The sequence below is a fragment of the Bradyrhizobium sp. WU425 genome, assembly GCF_021052305.1.
Classification (GTDB): Bacteria; Pseudomonadota; Alphaproteobacteria; order Rhizobiales; family Xanthobacteraceae; genus Bradyrhizobium; species Bradyrhizobium canariense_D.
Map to the genome: position 1 here is coordinate 5993764 of NZ_CP088089.1, position 15805 is coordinate 6009568.

The window sequence follows — 15805 nt, forward strand, 5'->3', positions numbered from 1 at the left end:
GCCGTAATCCAAAGTCAGGGCCGCAACATTCGCCCCGACCCATTTCCCCGCCGCGCATCAGGCCAGATGGTCGTGGTAGCTGATGAGCGTTCCCGTGTTCTTGTCTGCCTCGGTTTGGAAGCCCGCGGGGTCGTACTGGCCCAACAGGGTAATATTGGCGGTATGGACTCCGTCGGTCACCGACAGGGTTCCTCCAGCACCAGCCTGATTTGCGACATAGCTCGCGGTCGTGCCGGCCCCGAATGCCACATCGAGGAGATCCAGGTGGTCATCCCCGTTAAATCCGGACACGACCCCGCTAAAGTCGAAGGAGTCATGGAGCACGATTGTCCCGGTCGCTTGGGCATCAAGCGCTACATTCGCAGATGAGGCCGCTCCGAATTCGAGTGTGGCCGAACCGCTAATCTGAGCCGTTCCGTTACCGCTGACATTGCCATCGATTGTGACGTTGCCGCCATTGGCCCACAACACGCCGGTGTTGATGAGGTCGCTGTGGACCTCCAGTCCACCGGTTCCGGTTGCCTCGAGCGTGCCGGGGTTGGTGACGGCGTTAGCTCCGGTATCGATGTCGAGTGCATTGGTGCCGGTGGCGATGATCGTGCCTTCATTGACCAGCACCATCACCCCATCGCCGAGGTGGCCGGCACCGGAGATCGTGTTGTCCACGTTCGTCAGCGTGACGTCGGAGACCGTTCCGGTGATCACGTTCTCGCTGCTGTCCGAAAGGTCGACATGGCCGCCGCCCTGCAGTGTGATGCCATGCTCGATCAGCTGAAGGTCTGTCTCGTCGCCTGTCGAGTTCAACTCCATCGTGCCGGTGTTGTCGATGACACCGGAGAGCGGTAGGATCGCGCCGTCGCTGATCACCATGTGGCCGGCGTTTTCAGTGACCGGCGTTTGATCGAAGACGAAGTCGCTCGCGGTGAGCGATGAGGCGTCGACCCCATTTAGCGTGATCGACTGGCCATCGGCGAGCGTGATCACCGCATTGCCGGCAGCATCGTTGGCCATGTGCGCCTGGATGTCGCCAAAGCCGGTGAAGTTGGCATAGCCGATCAGATCGATCCGATCCGAGGTCGCGTCGAAGCTATAGATCACGTCATGACCGATCGGCTGCGAGAACACAAACATGTCGTGGCCGCTCGAGCCAGTCAGGTTGTCGTCCCCTGAGAGCGCGAAGATCGGCGATCCCGGCGCATAGGCTTCGACGTTATCGATGGCAATTGCGGACCCGGTGCTACCGTCAGTATTGGTCCAGGTCTCCGTCACGTTGAGCACCAATGCACCCGTATAATTCGAGGGTGAGGTAATTGCGAGCGATGCGATGTCATTGGTCACCACGGTCCAGCTACCGTCGCTGTTAACGGCTCCCTCGCTCAATATCCATCCAGAGGGAATACCGGAAATGTTAGCCGTGACGGCAACCAAGTGATCTAACGACTGATCCGGAAGAGCTAAGTTGATCGCCTCTCCGGCAGTGCCGGCCGGCGTAATGGGGGTAGACCCATTTCCCTTTACGACCGAGACGGTGTCAACATCGGTATGGCTTCCGCCTGAGCCGGAATTTCCGTTGTCGTTGGTTGTAATCGTCAGTGTTCGGGTACTATTATTTGAACCGTTACTGAATACCATGCCATTCAGGGCGTTATTGATATCGGTGATTGTGCCCGTGAACGTCATGGCCTTTGTAGCATTGGCTCCGGCGTTGAATGTGAGGCCGGTAGTCGTAGCAAGTGTAAGAATACCGGTTAGAGATTGGGCCGAAGCGCCAAGGGATAGTGACACGGTAACGCTGCCGCTTCCGGCGTCCACATCACTAATGCTGATGAGGCTTGCTCCCGAAAAAGTCGCCGTGCCCGATCCATTGCCCGCATTCACCGAAGTAGCAGGAACAGTGTTCACCGGTGCGTCGTTCACCGCCGTGATGTTGATGGTGCTCGTCAGCCCGTTGCTGGCGTGATTGACGCCCTGGCCGTCGTCCACCGTATAGGTCACGGTACGCGCCAGCGTCGACGGATTGTCGCTGCTGTTGGCATAGGTCACCGCACGCTCCGCCGCCTGCCACTGCGCCAGCGTTGCCGTGCCGCCGGCCGAAGTTAGGGTCATGACCCCGGTAGCGCCGTTGTAGGAGCCGGCGATGTTGCCCATGGTTGCGGGGACATTGGTAAAGGCCAGAATGTCCTGCCCCGAGACGAAGTTTGCCGTGATCGATACCGTGCCGCTGGTGAGCGTCGGGTTGTCCGCGTCGGTGACCGTCAGCGCCGTGTTGATCGCCGTCGCAGCCTGGTTCTCGGTGTAGGCCAGCGCGCTGGTCGTCGCTAGCGCCGGTGCGTCGTTCACTGCCGTGATGTTGATGGTGCTCGTCAGCCCGTTGCTGGCGTGATTGACGCCCTGGCCGTCGTCCACCGTATAGGTCACGGTACGCGCCAGCGTCGACGGATTGTCGCTGCTGTTGGCATAGGTCACCGCACGCTCCGCCGCCTGCCACTGCGCCAGCGTTGCCGTGCCGCCGGCCGAAGTTAGGGTCATGACCCCGGTAGCGCCGTTGTAGGAGCCGGCGATGTTGCCCATGGTTGCGGGGACATTGGTAAAGGCCAGAATGTCCTGCCCCGAGACGAAGTTTGCCGTGATCGATACCGTGCCGCTGGTGAGCGTCGGGTTGTCCGCGTCGGTGACCGTCAGCGCCGTGTTGATCGCCGTCGCAGCCTGGTTCTCGGTGTAGGCCAGCGCGCTGGTCGTCGCTAGCGCCGGTGCGTCGTTCACTGCCGTGATGTTGATGGTGCTCGTCAGCCCGTTGCTGGCGTGATTGACGCCCTGGCCGTCGTCCACCGTATAGGTCACGGTACGCGCCAGCGTCGACGGATTGTCGCTGCTGTTGGCATAGGTCACCGCACGCTCCGCCGCCTGCCACTGCGCCAGCGTTGCCGTGCCGCCGGCCGAAGTTAGGGTCATGACCCCGGTAGCGCCGTTGTAGGAGCCGGCGATGTTGCCCATGGTTGCGGGGACATTGGTAAAGGCCAGAATGTCCTGCCCCGAGACGAAGTTTGCCGTGATCGATACCGTGCCGCTGGTGAGCGTCGGGTTGTCCGCGTCGGTGACCGTCAGCGCCGTGTTGATCGCCGTCGCAGCCTGGTTCTCGGTGTAGGCCAGCGTGCTGGTCGTCGCCAGCGCCGGTGCGTCGTTCACCGGCGTCACATTGATCATGTCTGTCACGGCCACGCTGTTGGCGGCCCCGTCATTGGTGATGATGGTGACAGTGCGCGCCAGGCCCGACGGGTTATCACTGGTGTTGAAGTAGGTTACCGAGTCCAGCGCGGTCTGGTAGTTCGCGACGCTGGATGACCCGGTCAAAGTGAGCATCCCGGTCGCCGCGTTGAACGATCCGGTGATGCCGTTCTGGTTGGTAAAGCCCAGCACATCCTGGCCATTGACGTAATTGCCGGTGATCTGCACCGTCGCCGAGACGAGATTGGCGTTGTCGACGTCTGACACCGTCAGCGCCGGGTCGATCGCGGTGGCGGCGTGGTTTTCCGTGTAGTTGAGCGTATGACCGGCAACCGCAACCGGCGTGTCGTTGGTGCCGGTCAGCGTGATCGTCAGCGTCGAGGGGGCGCTGGCGCCATGCTCGTCGGTGACCGTGTAATTCGCAACCACGACCTGCGTCGCGCCCTCGGCCAGGTGCTGGTAGGCCGCATTCGACGCCTCGAAGCTGTAGCTGCCGTCCGCGTTGATCGTCAGGCCGGCGACCGCGCTGGTCTGCGCATAGGTCAGCGTCGCGCCGTCATCCACGTCGCTGTCGTTGGTCGCCACAGAGCCCGTGATGGTGCTGTCTTCCAGACCGCTGTTGGTGTCGGCAACCGCAACCGGCGTGTCGTTGGTGCCGGTCAGCGTGATCGTCAGCGTCGAGGGGGCGCTGGCGCCATGCTCGTCGGTGACCGTGTAATTCGCAACCACGACCTGCGTCGCGCCCTCGGCCAGGTGCTGGTAGGCCGCATTCGACGCCTCGAAGCTGTAGCTGCCGTCCGCGTTGATCGTCAGGCCGGCGACCGCGCTGGTCTGCGCATAGGTCAGCGTCGCGCCGTCATCCACGTCGCTGTCGTTGGTCGCCACAGAGCCCGTGATGGTGCTGTCTTCCAGACCGCTGTTGGTGTCGGCAACCGCAACCGGCGTGTCGTTGGTGCCGGTCAGCGTGATCGTCAGCGTCGAGGGGGCGCTGGCGCCATGCTCGTCGGTGACCGTGTAATTCGCAACCACGACCTGCGTCGCGCCCTCGGCCAGGTGCTGGTAGGCCGCATTCGACGCCTCGAAGCTGTAGCTGCCGTCCGCGTTGATCGTCAGGCCGGCGACCGCGCTGGTCTGCGCATAGGTCAGCGTCGCGCCGTCATCCACGTCGCTGTCGTTGGTCGCCACAGAGCCCGTGATGGTGCTGTCTTCCAGACCGCTGTTGGTGTCGGCAACCGCAACCGGCGTGTCGTTGGTGCCGGTCAGCGTGATCGTCAGCGTCGAGGGGCGCTGGCGCCATGCTCGTCGGTGACCGTGTAATTCGCAACCACGACCTGCGTCGCGCCCTCGGCCAGGTGCTGGTAGGCCGCATTCGACGCCTCGAAGCTGTAGCTGCCGTCCGCGTTGATCGTCAGGCCGGCGACCGCGCTGGTCTGCGCATAGGTCAGCGTCGCGCCGTCATCCACGTCGCTGTCGTTGGTCGCCACAGAGCCCGTGATGGTGCTGTCTTCCAGACCGCTGTTGGTGTCGGCAACCGCAACCGGCGTGTCGTTGGTGCCGGTCAGCGTGATCGTCAGCGTCGAGGGGGCGCTGGCGCCATGCTCGTCGGTGACCGTGTAATTCGCAACCACGACCTGCGTCGCGCCCTCGGCCAGGTGCTGGTAGGCCGCATTCGACGCCTCGAAGCTGTAGCTGCCGTCCGCGTTGATCGTCAGGCCGGCGACCGCGCTGGTCTGCGCATAGGTCAGCGTCGCGCCGTCATCCACGTCGCTGTCGTTGGTCGCCACAGAGCCCGTGATGGTGCTGTCTTCCAGACCGCTGTTGGTGTCGGCAACCGCAACCGGCGTGTCGTTGGTGCCGGTCAGCGTGATCGTCAGCGTCGAGGGGCGCTGGCGCCATGCTCGTCGGTGACCGTGTAATTCGCAACCACGACCTGCGTCGCGCCCTCGGCCAGGTGCTGGTAGGCCGCATTCGACGCCTCGAAGCTGTAGCTGCCGTCCGCGTTGATCGTCAGGCCGGCGACCGCGCTGGTCTGCGCATAGGTCAGCGTCGCGCCGTCATCCACGTCGCTGTCGTTGGTCGCCACAGAGCCCGTGATGGTGCTGTCTTCCAGACCGCTGTTGGTGTCGGCAACCGCAACCGGCGTGTCGTTGGTGCCGGTCAGCGTGATCGTCAGCGTCGAGGGGCGCTGGCGCCATGCTCGTCGGTGACCGTGTAATTCGCAACCACGACCTGCGTCGCGCCCTCGGCCAGGTGCTGGTAGGCCGCATTCGACGCCTCGAAGCTGTAGCTGCCGTCCGCGTTGATCGTCAGGCCGGCGACCGCGCTGGTCTGCGCATAGGTCAGCGTCGCGCCGTCATCCACGTCGCTGTCGTTGGTCGCCACAGAGCCCGTGATGGTGCTGTCTTCCAGACCGCTGTTGGTGTCGGCAACCGCAACCGGCGTGTCGTTGGTGCCGGTCAGCGTGATCGTCAGCGTCGAGGGGCGCTGGCGCCATGCTCGTCGGTGACCGTGTAATTCGCAACCACGACCTGCGTCGCGCCCTCGGCCAGGTGCTGGTAGGCCGCATTCGACGCCTCGAAGCTGTAGCTGCCGTCCGCGTTGATCGTCAGGCCGGCGACCGCGCTGGTCTGCGCATAGGTCAGCGTCGCGCCGTCATCCACGTCGCTGTCGTTGGTCGCCACAGAGCCCGTGATGGTGCTGTCTTCCAGACCGCTGTTGGTGTCGGCAACCGCAACCGGCGTGTCGTTGGTGCCGGTCAGCGTGATCGTCAGCGTCGAGGGGCGCTGGCGCCATGCTCGTCGGTGACCGTGTAATTCGCAACCACGACCTGCGTCGCGCCCTCGGCCAGGTGCTGGTAGGCCGCATTCGACGCCTCGAAGCTGTAGCTGCCGTCCGCGTTGATCGTCAGGCCGGCGACCGCGCTGGTCTGCGCATAGGTCAGCGTCGCGCCGTCATCCACGTCGCTGTCGTTGGTCGCCACAGAGCCCGTGATGGTGCTGTCTTCCAGACCGCTGTTGGTGTCGGCAACCGCAACCGGCGTGTCGTTGGTGCCGGTCAGCGTGATCGTCAGCGTCGAGGGGGCGCTGGCGCCATGCTCGTCGGTGACCGTGTAATTCGCAACCACGACCTGCGTCGCGCCCTCGGCCAGGTGCTGGTAGGCCGCATTCGACGCCTCGAAGCTGTAGCTGCCGTCCGCGTTGATCGTCAGGCCGGCGACCGCGCTGGTCTGCGCATAGGTCAGCGTCGCGCCGTCATCCACGTCGCTGTCGTTGGTCGCCACAGAGCCCGTGATGGTGCTGTCTTCCAGACCGCTGTTGGTGTCGGCAACCGCAACCGGCGTGTCGTTGGTGCCGGTCAGCGTGATCGTCAGCGTCGAGGGGCGCTGGCGCCATGCTCGTCGGTGACCGTGTAATTCGCAACCACGACCTGCGTCGCGCCCTCGGCCAGGTGCTGGTAGGCCGCATTCGACGCCTCGAAGCTGTAGCTGCCGTCCGCGTTGATCGTCAGGCCGGCGACCGCGCTGGTCTGCGCATAGGTCAGCGTCGCGCCGTCATCCACGTCGCTGTCGTTGGTCGCCACAGAGCCCGTGATGGTGCTGTCTTCCAGACCGCTGTTGGTGTCGGCAACCGCAACCGGCGTGTCGTTGGTGCCGGTCAGCGTGATCGTCAGCGTCGAGGGGCGCTGGCGCCATGCTCGTCGGTGACCGTGTAATTCGCAACCACGACCTGCGTCGCGCCCTCGGCCAGGTGCTGGTAGGCCGCATTCGACGCCTCGAAGCTGTAGCTGCCGTCCGCGTTGATCGTCAGGCCGGCGACCGCGCTGGTCTGCGCATAGGTCAGCGTCGCGCCGTCATCCACGTCGCTGTCGTTGGTCGCCACAGAGCCCGTGATGGTGCTGTCTTCCAGACCGCTGTTGGTGTCGGCAACCGCAACCGGCGTGTCGTTGGTGCCGGTCAGCGTGATCGTCAGCGTCGAGGGGCGCTGGCGCCATGCTCGTCGGTGACCGTGTAATTCGCAACCACGACCTGCGTCGCGCCCTCGGCCAGGTGCTGGTAGGCCGCATTCGACGCCTCGAAGCTGTAGCTGCCGTCCGCGTTGATCGTCAGGCCGGCGACCGCGCTGGTCTGCGCATAGGTCAGCGTCGCGCCGTCATCCACGTCGCTGTCGTTGGTCGCCACAGAGCCCGTGATGGTGCTGTCTTCCAGACCGCTGTTGGTGTCGGCAACCGCAACCGGCGTGTCGTTGGTGCCGGTCAGCGTGATCGTCAGCGTCGAGGGGGCGCTGGCGCCATGCTCGTCGGTGACCGTGTAATTCGCAACCACGACCTGCGTCGCGCCCTCGGCCAGGTGCTGGTAGGCCGCATTCGACGCCTCGAAGCTGTAGCTGCCGTCCGCGTTGATCGTCAGGCCGGCGACCGCGCTGGTCTGCGCATAGGTCAGCGTCGCGCCGTCATCCACGTCGCTGTCGTTGGTCGCCACAGAGCCCGTGATGGTGCTGTCTTCCAGACCGCTGTTGGTGTCGGCAACCGCAACCGGCGTGTCGTTGGTGCCGGTCAGCGTGATCGTCAGCGTCGAGGGGGCGCTGGCGCCATGCTCGTCGGTGACCGTGTAATTCGCAACCACGACCTGCGTCGCGCCCTCGGCCAGGTGCTGGTAGGCCGCATTCGACGCCTCGAAGCTGTAGCTGCCGTCCGCGTTGATCGTCAGGCCGGCGACCGCGCTGGTCTGCGCATAGGTCAGCGTCGCGCCGTCATCCACGTCGCTGTCGTTGGTCGCCACAGAGCCCGTGATGGTGCTGTCTTCCAGACCGCTGTTGGTGTCGGCAACCGCAACCGGCGTGTCGTTGGTGCCGGTCAGCGTGATCGTCAGCGTCGAGGGGCGCTGGCGCCATGCTCGTCGGTGACCGTGTAATTCGCAACCACGACCTGCGTCGCGCCCTCGGCCAGGTGCTGGTAGGCCGCATTCGACGCCTCGAAGCTGTAGCTGCCGTCCGCGTTGATCGTCAGGCCGGCGACCGCGCTGGTCTGCGCATAGGTCAGCGTCGCGCCGTCATCCACGTCGCTGTCGTTGGTCGCCACAGAGCCCGTGATGGTGCTGTCTTCCAGACCGCTGTTGGTGTCGGCAACCGCAACCGGCGTGTCGTTGGTGCCGGTCAGCGTGATCGTCAGCGTCGAGGGGCGCTGGCGCCATGCTCGTCGGTGACCGTGTAATTCGCAACCACGACCTGCGTCGCGCCCTCGGCCAGGTGCTGGTAGGCCGCATTCGACGCCTCGAAGCTGTAGCTGCCGTCCGCGTTGATCGTCCACGTCGCTGTCGTTGGGCCGGCGACCGCGCTGTTGGTGTCGGCAACCGCAACCGGCTGTCGTTGGTGCCGGTCAGCGTGATCGTCAGCGTCGAGGGGCGCTGGCGCCATGCTCGTCGGTGACCGTGTAATTCGCAACCACGACCTGCGTCGCGCCCTCGGCCAGGTGCTGGTAGGCCGCATTCGACGCCTCGAAGCTGTAGCTGCCGTCCGCGTTGATCGTCAGGCCGGCGACCGCGCTGGTCTGCGCATAGGTCAGCGTCGCGCCGTCATCCACGTCGCTGTCGTTGGTCGCCACAGAGCCCGTGATGGTGCTGTCTTCCAGACCGCTGTTGGTGTCGGCAACCGCAACCGGCGTGTCGTTGGTGCCGGTCAGCGTGATCGTCAGCGTCGAGGGGGCGCTGGCGCCATGCTCGTCGGTGACCGTGTAATTCGCAACCACGACCTGCGTCGCGCCCTCGGCCAGGTGCTGGTAGGCCGCATTCGACGCCTCGAAGCTGTAGCTGCCGTCCGCGTTGATCGTCAGGCCGGCGACCGCGCTGGTCTGCGCATAGGTCAGCGTCGCGCCGTCATCCACGTCGCTGTCGTTGGTCGCCACAGAGCCCGTGATGGTGCTGTCTTCCAGACCGCTGTTGGTGTCGGCAACCGCAACCGGCGTGTCGTTGGTGCCGGTCAGCGTGATCGTCAGCGTCGAGGGGCGCTGGCGCCATGCTCGTCGGTGACCGTGTAATTCGCAACCACGACCTGCGTCGCGCCCTCGGCCAGGTGCTGGTAGGCCGCATTCGACGCCTCGAAGCTGTAGCTGCCGTCCGCGTTGATCGTCAGGCCGGCGACCGCGCTGGTCTGCGCATAGGTCAGCGTCGCGCCGTCATCCACGTCGCTGTCGTTGGTCGCCACAGAGCCCGTGATGGTGCTGTCTTCCAGACCGCTGTTGGTGTCGGCAACCGCAACCGGCGTGTCGTTGGTGCCGGTCAGCGTGATCGTCAGCGTCGAGGGGGCGCTGGCGCCATGCTCGTCGGTGACCGTGTAATTCGCAACCACGACCTGCGTCGCGCCCTCGGCCAGGTGCTGGTAGGCCGCATTCGACGCCTCGAAGCTGTAGCTGCCGTCCGCGTTGATCGTCAGGCCGGCGACCGCGCTGGTCTGCGCATAGGTCAGCGTCGCGCCGTCATCCACGTCGCTGTCGTTGGTCGCCACAGAGCCCGTGATGGTGCTGTCTTCCAGACCGCTGTTGGTGTCGGCAACCGCAACCGGCGTGTCGTTGGTGCCGGTCAGCGTGATCGTCAGCGTCGAGGGGGCGCTGGCGCCATGCTCGTCGGTGACCGTGTAATTCGCAACCACGACCTGCGTCGCGCCCTCGGCCAGGTGCTGGTAGGCCGCATTCGACGCCTCGAAGCTGTAGCTGCCGTCCGCGTTGATCGTCAGGCCGGCGACCGCGCTGGTCTGCGCATAGGTCAGCGTCGCGCCGTCATCCACGTCGCTGTCGTTGGTCGCCACAGAGCCCGTGATGGTGCTGTCTTCCAGACCGCTGTTGGTGTCGGCAACCGCAACCGGCGTGTCGTTGGTGCCGGTCAGCGTGATCGTCAGCGTCGAGGGGCGCTGGCGCCATGCTCGTCGGTGACCGTGTAATTCGCAACCACGACCTGCGTCGCGCCCTCGGCCAGGTGCTGGTAGGCCGCATTCGACGCCTCGAAGCTGTAGCTGCCGTCCGCGTTGATCGTCAGGCCGGCGACCGCGCTGGTCTGCGCATAGGTCAGCGTCGCGCCGTCATCCACGTCGCTGTCGTTGGTCGCCACAGAGCCCGTGATGGTGCTGTCTTCCAGACCGCTGTTGGTGTCGGCAACCGCAACCGGCGTGTCGTTGGTGCCGGTCAGCGTGATCGTCAGCGTCGAGGGGCGCTGGCGCCATGCTCGTCGGTGACCGTGTAATTCGCAACCACGACCTGCGTCGCGCCCTCGGCCAGGTGCTGGTAGGCCGCATTCGACGCCTCGAAGCTGTAGCTGCCGTCCGCGTTGATCGTCAGGCCGGCGACCGCGCTGGTCTGCGCATAGGTCAGCGTCGCGCCGTCATCCACGTCGCTGTCGTTGGTCGCCACAGAGCCCGTGATGGTGCTGTCTTCCAGACCGCTGTTGGTGTCGGCAACCGCAACCGGCGTGTCGTTGGTGCCGGTCAGCGTGATCGTCAGCGTCGAGGGGCGCTGGCGCCATGCTCGTCGGTGACCGTGTAATTCGCAACCACGACCTGCGTCGCGCCCTCGGCCAGGTGCTGGTAGGCCGCATTCGACGCCTCGAAGCTGTAGCTGCCGTCCGCGTTGATCGTCAGGCCGGCGACCGCGCTGGTCTGCGCATAGGTCAGCGTCGCGCCGTCATCCACGTCGCTGTCGTTGGTCGCCACAGAGCCCGTGATGGTGCTGTCTTCCAGACCGCTGTTGGTGTCGGCAACCGCAACCGGCGTGTCGTTGGTGCCGGTCAGCGTGATCGTCAGCGTCGAGGGGCGCTGGCGCCATGCTCGTCGGTGACCGTGTAATTCGCAACCACGACCTGCGTCGCGCCCTCGGCCAGGTGCTGGTAGGCCGCATTCGACGCCTCGAAGCTGTAGCTGCCGTCCGCGTTGATCGTCAGGCCGGCGACCGCGCTGGTCTGCGCATAGGTCAGCGTCGCGCCGTCATCCACGTCGCTGTCGTTGGTCGCCACAGAGCCCGTGATGGTGCTGTCTTCCAGACCGCTGTTGGTGTCGGCAACCGCAACCGGCGTGTCGTTGGTGCCGGTCAGCGTGATCGTCAGCGTCGAGGGGCGCTGGCGCCATGCTCGTCGGTGACCGTGTAATTCGCAACCACGACCTGCGTCGCGCCCTCGGCCAGGTGCTGGTAGGCCGCATTCGACGCCTCGAAGCTGTAGCTGCCGTCCGCGTTGATCGTCAGGCCGGCGACCGCGCTGGTCTGCGCATAGGTCAGCGTCGCGCCGTCATCCACGTCGCTGTCGTTGGTCGCCACAGAGCCCGTGATGGTGCTGTCTTCCAGACCGCTGTTGGTGTCGGCAACCGCAACCGGCGTGTCGTTGGTGCCGGTCAGCGTGATCGTCAGCGTCGAGGGGGCGCTGGCGCCATGCTCGTCGGTGACCGTGTAATTCGCAACCACGACCTGCGTCGCGCCCTCGGCCAGGTGCTGGTAGGCCGCATTCGACGCCTCGAAGCTGTAGCTGCCGTCCGCGTTGATCGTCAGGCCGGCGACCGCGCTGGTCTGCGCATAGGTCAGCGTCGCGCCGTCATCCACGTCGCTGTCGTTGGTCGCCACAGAGCCCGTGATGGTGCTGTCTTCCAGACCGCTGTTGGTGTCGGCAACCGCAACCGGCGTGTCGTTGGTGCCGGTCAGCGTGATCGTCAGCGTCGAGGGGCGCTGGCGCCATGCTCGTCGGTGACCGTGTAATTCGCAACCACGACCTGCGTCGCGCCCTCGGCCAGGTGCTGGTAGGCCGCATTCGACGCCTCGAAGCTGTAGCTGCCGTCCGCGTTGATCGTCAGGCCGGCGACCGCGCTGGTCTGCGCATAGGTCAGCGTCGCGCCGTCATCCACGTCGCTGTCGTTGGTCGCCACAGAGCCCGTGATGGTGCTGTCTTCCAGACCGCTGTTGGTGTCGGCAACCGCAACCGGCGTGTCGTTGGTGCCGGTCAGCGTGATCGTCAGCGTCGAGGGGCGCTGGCGCCATGCTCGTCGGTGACCGTGTAATTCGCAACCACGACCTGCGTCGCGCCCTCGGCCAGGTGCTGGTAGGCCGCATTCGACGCCTCGAAGCTGTAGCTGCCGTCCGCGTTGATCGTCAGGCCGGCGACCGCGCTGGTCTGCGCATAGGTCAGCGTCGCGCCGTCATCCACGTCGCTGTCGTTGGTCGCCACAGAGCCCGTGATGGTGCTGTCTTCCAGACCGCTGTTGGTGTCGGCAACCGCAACCGGCGTGTCGTTGGTGCCGGTCAGCGTGATCGTCAGCGTCGAGGGGGCGCTGGCGCCATGCTCGTCGGTGACCGTGTAATTCGCAACCACGACCTGCGTCGCGCCCTCGGCCAGGTGCTGGTAGGCCGCATTCGACGCCTCGAAGCTGTAGCTGCCGTCCGCGTTGATCGTCAGGCCGGCGACCGCGCTGGTCTGCGCATAGGTCAGCGTCGCGCCGTCATCCACGTCGCTGTCGTTGGTCGCCACAGAGCCCGTGATGGTGCTGTCTTCCAGACCGCTGTTGGTGTCGGCAACCGCAACCGGCGTGTCGTTGGTGCCGGTCAGCGTGATCGTCAGCGTCGAGGGGCGCTGGCGCCATGCTCGTCGGTGACCGTGTAATTCGCAACCACGACCTGCGTCGCGCCCTCGGCCAGGTGCTGGTAGGCCGCATTCGACGCCTCGAAGCTGTAGCTGCCGTCCGCGTTGATCGTCAGGCCGGCGACCGCGCTGGTCTGCGCATAGGTCAGCGTCGCGCCGTCATCCACGTCGCTGTCGTTGGTCGCCACAGAGCCCGTGATGGTGCTGTCTTCCAGACCGCTGTTGGTGTCGGCAACCGCAACCGGCGTGTCGTTGGTGCCGGTCAGCGTGATCGTCAGCGTCGAGGGGCGCTGGCGCCATGCTCGTCGGTGACCGTGTAATTCGCAACCACGACCTGCGTCGCGCCCTCGGCCAGGTGCTGGTAGGCCGCATTCGACGCCTCGAAGCTGTAGCTGCCGTCCGCGTTGATCGTCAGGCCGGCGACCGCGCTGGTCTGCGCATAGGTCAGCGTCGCGCCGTCATCCACGTCGCTGTCGTTGGTCGCCACAGAGCCCGTGATGGTGCTGTCTTCCAGACCGCTGTTGGTGTCGGCAACCGCAACCGGCGTGTCGTTGGTGCCGGTCAGCGTGATCGTCACGGTCTGGGTGGCCGTTGAGCCATGACCATCATTGACAGTAACGACAAAGCTCTCGGTCACGCTCTGGCCCGCAGCGAGGTGCTGCGCGGCCACGTTGTCAAGGTTGTAGTGCCACTGCACCGACCCGTTGGCGGCATTTGCCGCCTCGCTCACCGGACCAAGCGAGAAGGTGCCGAGCGCAGTCGTGTTGGCTGGCGCAACGACGAATGTGGCGGTATGCCCGTCGCTTAGATCCACGTCAGTGAAGCTGACCGTGCCGGCTGCGGTCAGAGAATCCGACGGGTCCGGCGTCGCCGGGGCATCCTCGACCACTGTGCCGGCCTGAACACCAGAGGTGACGCTAACGACGTCATTCGCACCAGCTATGGTGATGGCGACGTCCTGAGTGACCGTCGAGCCTTGGCCGTCGCTCACTGTCACGGCGTAGTGCTCGACCACGCTCTGGCCCGCAGCGAGGTATTGCGCGGCCGCGTTGTTCAAGTTGTAGTGCCACTGCACCGAGCCGCTAGCAGTGTTGGCGCCCTCGCTCACCGTATCAAGCGAGAAGGTGCCGAGCGCGGAGGTGTTGGCTGGCGCGGCGACAAACGTCGCGGTATGCCCGTCGCTCAGATCCACGTCGGTAAAGCTGATGGTGCCGGCTGTCGTCAGGGAATCCGACGGATCCGGAGTCGCCGGGGCGTCCTCCACCACCGAGCCGCTCTGGACACCCGAGGTGATCGACACGATGTCGTTGGTGCCGGTGGTCGTGACCGTCACCGTCTGGGTGGCTGTCGAGCCGTGGCCATCATTGATCGTCACCACGAAGCTCTCGGTCACGCTCTGGCCCTCGGCGAGGTACTGCGCAGCCGCGCTGTTCAAGGCGTAGTGCCACTGCACCGACCCGTTGGCAGCATTGGCCGCCTCGCTCACCGGATCGAGCGAGAACGTGCCGAGCGCGGTAGTGTTGCCGGCCCCGGCGACAAACGTCGCGGTATGCCCATCGCTCAGATCTACGTCGTTAAAGCTGATGCTCCCGGCCGTAGCCAGGGAATCCGACAGACTTGGCGTCGACGGGGCGTCCTCCACCACCGCGCCGCTCTGGACACCCGAGGTGATCGACACGATGTCGTTGGTGCCGGTGATCGTGACCGTCACCGTCTGGGTGGCTGTCGAGCCGTGACCATCATTGATCGTCACCACGAAACTCTCGGCGACGGTTTGGCCTGCAGCGAGGTACTGCGCAGCCGCGTTGTTCAAATTGTAGTGCCACTGCACCGCGCCGTTGGCGGCATTGGGCGCCTCGTTGACAGGGTCGAGCGAGAAAGTGCCGAGTGAAGTGGTGTTAGAAGAAGCTGCTGCGAACGAGGCCGAATGCGTGTCGTTGAGATCGGCGTCGTTGAAACTGATAGTGCCGGCCGCGCTCTGCGAATCCGAGACATCGGGTGTGGCATTCGCGTCTTCGACCACCGAACCGCTCTGCGGACTCGATGTGATGAAGACCGAGTCGTTTGCCCCATTGAACTGGAGTGTCACGGTCGCCCAACTGAGCGTGCCATTGCCCAGCTGGATCGCGTAGGTGAACGTGTCAGTCAGCGTTTGCCCGGTCGCCAGCGCCTGAAGCTGAACGTTGATGTCGCCCTTGTCGTAATGAACGGTGCCGTCCGCTTCGATCCAGATGCGTGCACCGAGGGCGCTGCGGTCACCGGTTGCGGCCATTCCGGCGGCATCGCTGCTGTACGCTACATCTTTGACCAGTAAGTCCGCTGGTGCGTAGTTTTTGGTGGACGCGGAGGAGCTCATTCCATCGTCCAGGGAGAACAGCGTCTTGGCCGCGCCCCCAAGATCATTTGCCAGCACGTTCAAGATGAGAATGTTGCTGGCGTCTTCCGCAAACGAGAAAATGTCCGTGTTGGCTTGCGGAGTATTGCCGAACGAAACCGTGCTGCCGCCGCCCGTTGCCTGCGTCGCCATAGCTTAAATCCTCTGGATGATGCGCCGTCCGCATTCACGGACCGGCACAAATTGCACAATGGCGCGGGGATGATCGGCCGTTGCCTTGCCTATGCTGCTGAAGAAAGATGCCGAGCTACTCAGCATGCCTATCGTCCTGCTCAGCGCTTCGTGCCGCTCAAGCCTGTTTAGGGCTAGAGCCGCTCCGAGCTTGCGAGCGAATGTCGTGTGCACGGTCGAGCGCCCGACAGCTGCCATGTTTGCAAACCGCAAACTTGGCTGGATCGAAAAATCGAAAATTGACGGAGAAGAATTCGAAATTTCCCGCGCCCGAGTGAACATTGCTACAAAATGCGTGCACGTCATTCGCAACCTCGCCTGCCAATGCAGAGCAGAGAGCGTCGCCGCAAAATCAATTCACGCAAATTGGTAGCGCTCGCTCGAACGGCGATAGGTCCGCCGACCGCAGCTCC

At 64.8% G+C, this 15805-nt stretch carries 22 protein-coding genes; all 22 read right to left on the reverse strand.

The features are described from left to right. Positions 1 to 57 precede the first annotated feature (57 nt). Genes BcanWU425_RS28950 through BcanWU425_RS29055 form a run of 22 tightly spaced genes read right to left on the reverse strand, consistent with a single transcriptional unit; the run spans position 58 to position 15353 of the window. On the reverse strand, positions 58 to 4500 hold the full coding sequence (locus tag BcanWU425_RS28950; RefSeq protein ID WP_326956060.1) for a beta strand repeat-containing protein: 4443 nt from the start codon (positions 4498 to 4500) through the stop codon (positions 58 to 60). Next, positions 4497 to 5099, reverse strand: a complete 603-nt coding sequence (locus tag BcanWU425_RS28955; protein WP_326956062.1) for an Ig-like domain-containing protein — start codon at positions 5097 to 5099, stop codon at positions 4497 to 4499. Before BcanWU425_RS28955 ends, BcanWU425_RS28950 begins: the two co-directional genes overlap by 4 nt. After that, complete coding sequence (locus tag BcanWU425_RS28960) at positions 5096 to 5398, reverse strand: Ig-like domain-containing protein (RefSeq protein WP_231190920.1); 303 nt, start codon at positions 5396 to 5398, stop codon at positions 5096 to 5098. The genes BcanWU425_RS28955 and BcanWU425_RS28960 overlap by 4 nt, the downstream gene beginning before the upstream one ends. Then, entirely contained in the window at positions 5395 to 5697 is a 303-nt protein-coding gene (locus BcanWU425_RS28965) for an Ig-like domain-containing protein (RefSeq protein ID WP_231190920.1), read from the reverse strand. Before BcanWU425_RS28965 ends, BcanWU425_RS28960 begins: the two co-directional genes overlap by 4 nt. Next, positions 5694 to 5996: an Ig-like domain-containing protein gene (locus BcanWU425_RS28970; RefSeq protein ID WP_231190920.1), complete on the reverse strand. Its 303-nt coding sequence runs from the start codon at positions 5994 to 5996 to the stop codon at positions 5694 to 5696. Before BcanWU425_RS28970 ends, BcanWU425_RS28965 begins: the two co-directional genes overlap by 4 nt. Continuing rightward, positions 5993 to 6595, reverse strand: a complete 603-nt coding sequence (locus tag BcanWU425_RS28975; RefSeq protein WP_326956062.1) for an Ig-like domain-containing protein — start codon at positions 6593 to 6595, stop codon at positions 5993 to 5995. The genes BcanWU425_RS28970 and BcanWU425_RS28975 overlap by 4 nt, the downstream gene beginning before the upstream one ends. Continuing rightward, a complete protein-coding gene (locus tag BcanWU425_RS28980) occupies positions 6592 to 6894 on the reverse strand; it encodes an Ig-like domain-containing protein (RefSeq protein WP_231190920.1) in 303 nt (100 codons plus the stop codon). The genes BcanWU425_RS28975 and BcanWU425_RS28980 overlap by 4 nt, the downstream gene beginning before the upstream one ends. After that, a complete protein-coding gene (locus BcanWU425_RS28985; protein WP_231190920.1) occupies positions 6891 to 7193 on the reverse strand; it encodes an Ig-like domain-containing protein in 303 nt (100 codons plus the stop codon). The genes BcanWU425_RS28980 and BcanWU425_RS28985 overlap by 4 nt, the downstream gene beginning before the upstream one ends. Continuing rightward, positions 7190 to 8092: an Ig-like domain-containing protein gene (locus BcanWU425_RS28990; protein ID WP_326956064.1), complete on the reverse strand. Its 903-nt coding sequence runs from the start codon at positions 8090 to 8092 to the stop codon at positions 7190 to 7192. The genes BcanWU425_RS28985 and BcanWU425_RS28990 overlap by 4 nt, the downstream gene beginning before the upstream one ends. Beyond that, complete coding sequence (locus BcanWU425_RS28995) at positions 8089 to 8391, reverse strand: Ig-like domain-containing protein (protein WP_231190920.1); 303 nt, start codon at positions 8389 to 8391, stop codon at positions 8089 to 8091. Before BcanWU425_RS28995 ends, BcanWU425_RS28990 begins: the two co-directional genes overlap by 4 nt. Next, positions 8388 to 8636 carry a VCBS domain-containing protein gene (locus BcanWU425_RS29000; RefSeq protein ID WP_231188761.1) on the reverse strand — a complete coding sequence of 83 codons (249 nt, stop codon included), beginning with the start codon at positions 8634 to 8636 and terminating at the stop codon, positions 8388 to 8390. The genes BcanWU425_RS28995 and BcanWU425_RS29000 overlap by 4 nt, the downstream gene beginning before the upstream one ends. Beyond that, complete coding sequence (locus tag BcanWU425_RS29005) at positions 8611 to 9213, reverse strand: Ig-like domain-containing protein (RefSeq protein WP_326956062.1); 603 nt, start codon at positions 9211 to 9213, stop codon at positions 8611 to 8613. Before BcanWU425_RS29005 ends, BcanWU425_RS29000 begins: the two co-directional genes overlap by 26 nt. Then, the gene (locus BcanWU425_RS29010) at positions 9210 to 10112 is read right to left on the reverse strand and encodes an Ig-like domain-containing protein (protein WP_326956064.1); all 903 of its coding nucleotides are present in this window, start codon (positions 10110 to 10112) and stop codon (positions 9210 to 9212) included. The genes BcanWU425_RS29005 and BcanWU425_RS29010 overlap by 4 nt, the downstream gene beginning before the upstream one ends. Further along, a complete protein-coding gene (locus BcanWU425_RS29015) occupies positions 10109 to 10411 on the reverse strand; it encodes an Ig-like domain-containing protein (RefSeq protein ID WP_231190920.1) in 303 nt (100 codons plus the stop codon). Before BcanWU425_RS29015 ends, BcanWU425_RS29010 begins: the two co-directional genes overlap by 4 nt. Beyond that, positions 10408 to 10710, reverse strand: coding sequence for an Ig-like domain-containing protein (locus BcanWU425_RS29020; protein WP_231190920.1), 303 nt, complete (start codon positions 10708 to 10710; stop codon positions 10408 to 10410). Before BcanWU425_RS29020 ends, BcanWU425_RS29015 begins: the two co-directional genes overlap by 4 nt. Beyond that, positions 10707 to 11009, reverse strand: coding sequence for an Ig-like domain-containing protein (locus BcanWU425_RS29025; protein ID WP_231190920.1), 303 nt, complete (start codon positions 11007 to 11009; stop codon positions 10707 to 10709). The genes BcanWU425_RS29020 and BcanWU425_RS29025 overlap by 4 nt, the downstream gene beginning before the upstream one ends. After that, positions 11006 to 11308: an Ig-like domain-containing protein gene (locus BcanWU425_RS29030; protein WP_231190920.1), complete on the reverse strand. Its 303-nt coding sequence runs from the start codon at positions 11306 to 11308 to the stop codon at positions 11006 to 11008. Before BcanWU425_RS29030 ends, BcanWU425_RS29025 begins: the two co-directional genes overlap by 4 nt. Beyond that, on the reverse strand, positions 11305 to 11907 hold the full coding sequence (locus tag BcanWU425_RS29035) for an Ig-like domain-containing protein (RefSeq protein ID WP_326956062.1): 603 nt from the start codon (positions 11905 to 11907) through the stop codon (positions 11305 to 11307). Before BcanWU425_RS29035 ends, BcanWU425_RS29030 begins: the two co-directional genes overlap by 4 nt. Beyond that, positions 11904 to 12206 (reverse strand): Ig-like domain-containing protein, encoded by a 303-nt coding sequence (locus BcanWU425_RS29040; protein WP_231190920.1) that lies wholly within the window; start codon positions 12204 to 12206, stop codon positions 11904 to 11906. Before BcanWU425_RS29040 ends, BcanWU425_RS29035 begins: the two co-directional genes overlap by 4 nt. Continuing rightward, complete coding sequence (locus BcanWU425_RS29045) at positions 12203 to 12805, reverse strand: Ig-like domain-containing protein (protein WP_326956062.1); 603 nt, start codon at positions 12803 to 12805, stop codon at positions 12203 to 12205. The genes BcanWU425_RS29040 and BcanWU425_RS29045 overlap by 4 nt, the downstream gene beginning before the upstream one ends. Continuing rightward, the gene (locus BcanWU425_RS29050; RefSeq protein ID WP_231190920.1) at positions 12802 to 13104 is read right to left on the reverse strand and encodes an Ig-like domain-containing protein; all 303 of its coding nucleotides are present in this window, start codon (positions 13102 to 13104) and stop codon (positions 12802 to 12804) included. Before BcanWU425_RS29050 ends, BcanWU425_RS29045 begins: the two co-directional genes overlap by 4 nt. Next, positions 13101 to 15353, reverse strand: coding sequence for a VCBS domain-containing protein (locus BcanWU425_RS29055; RefSeq protein ID WP_231188763.1), 2253 nt, complete (start codon positions 15351 to 15353; stop codon positions 13101 to 13103). Before BcanWU425_RS29055 ends, BcanWU425_RS29050 begins: the two co-directional genes overlap by 4 nt. Positions 15354 to 15805 lie beyond the last annotated feature (452 nt).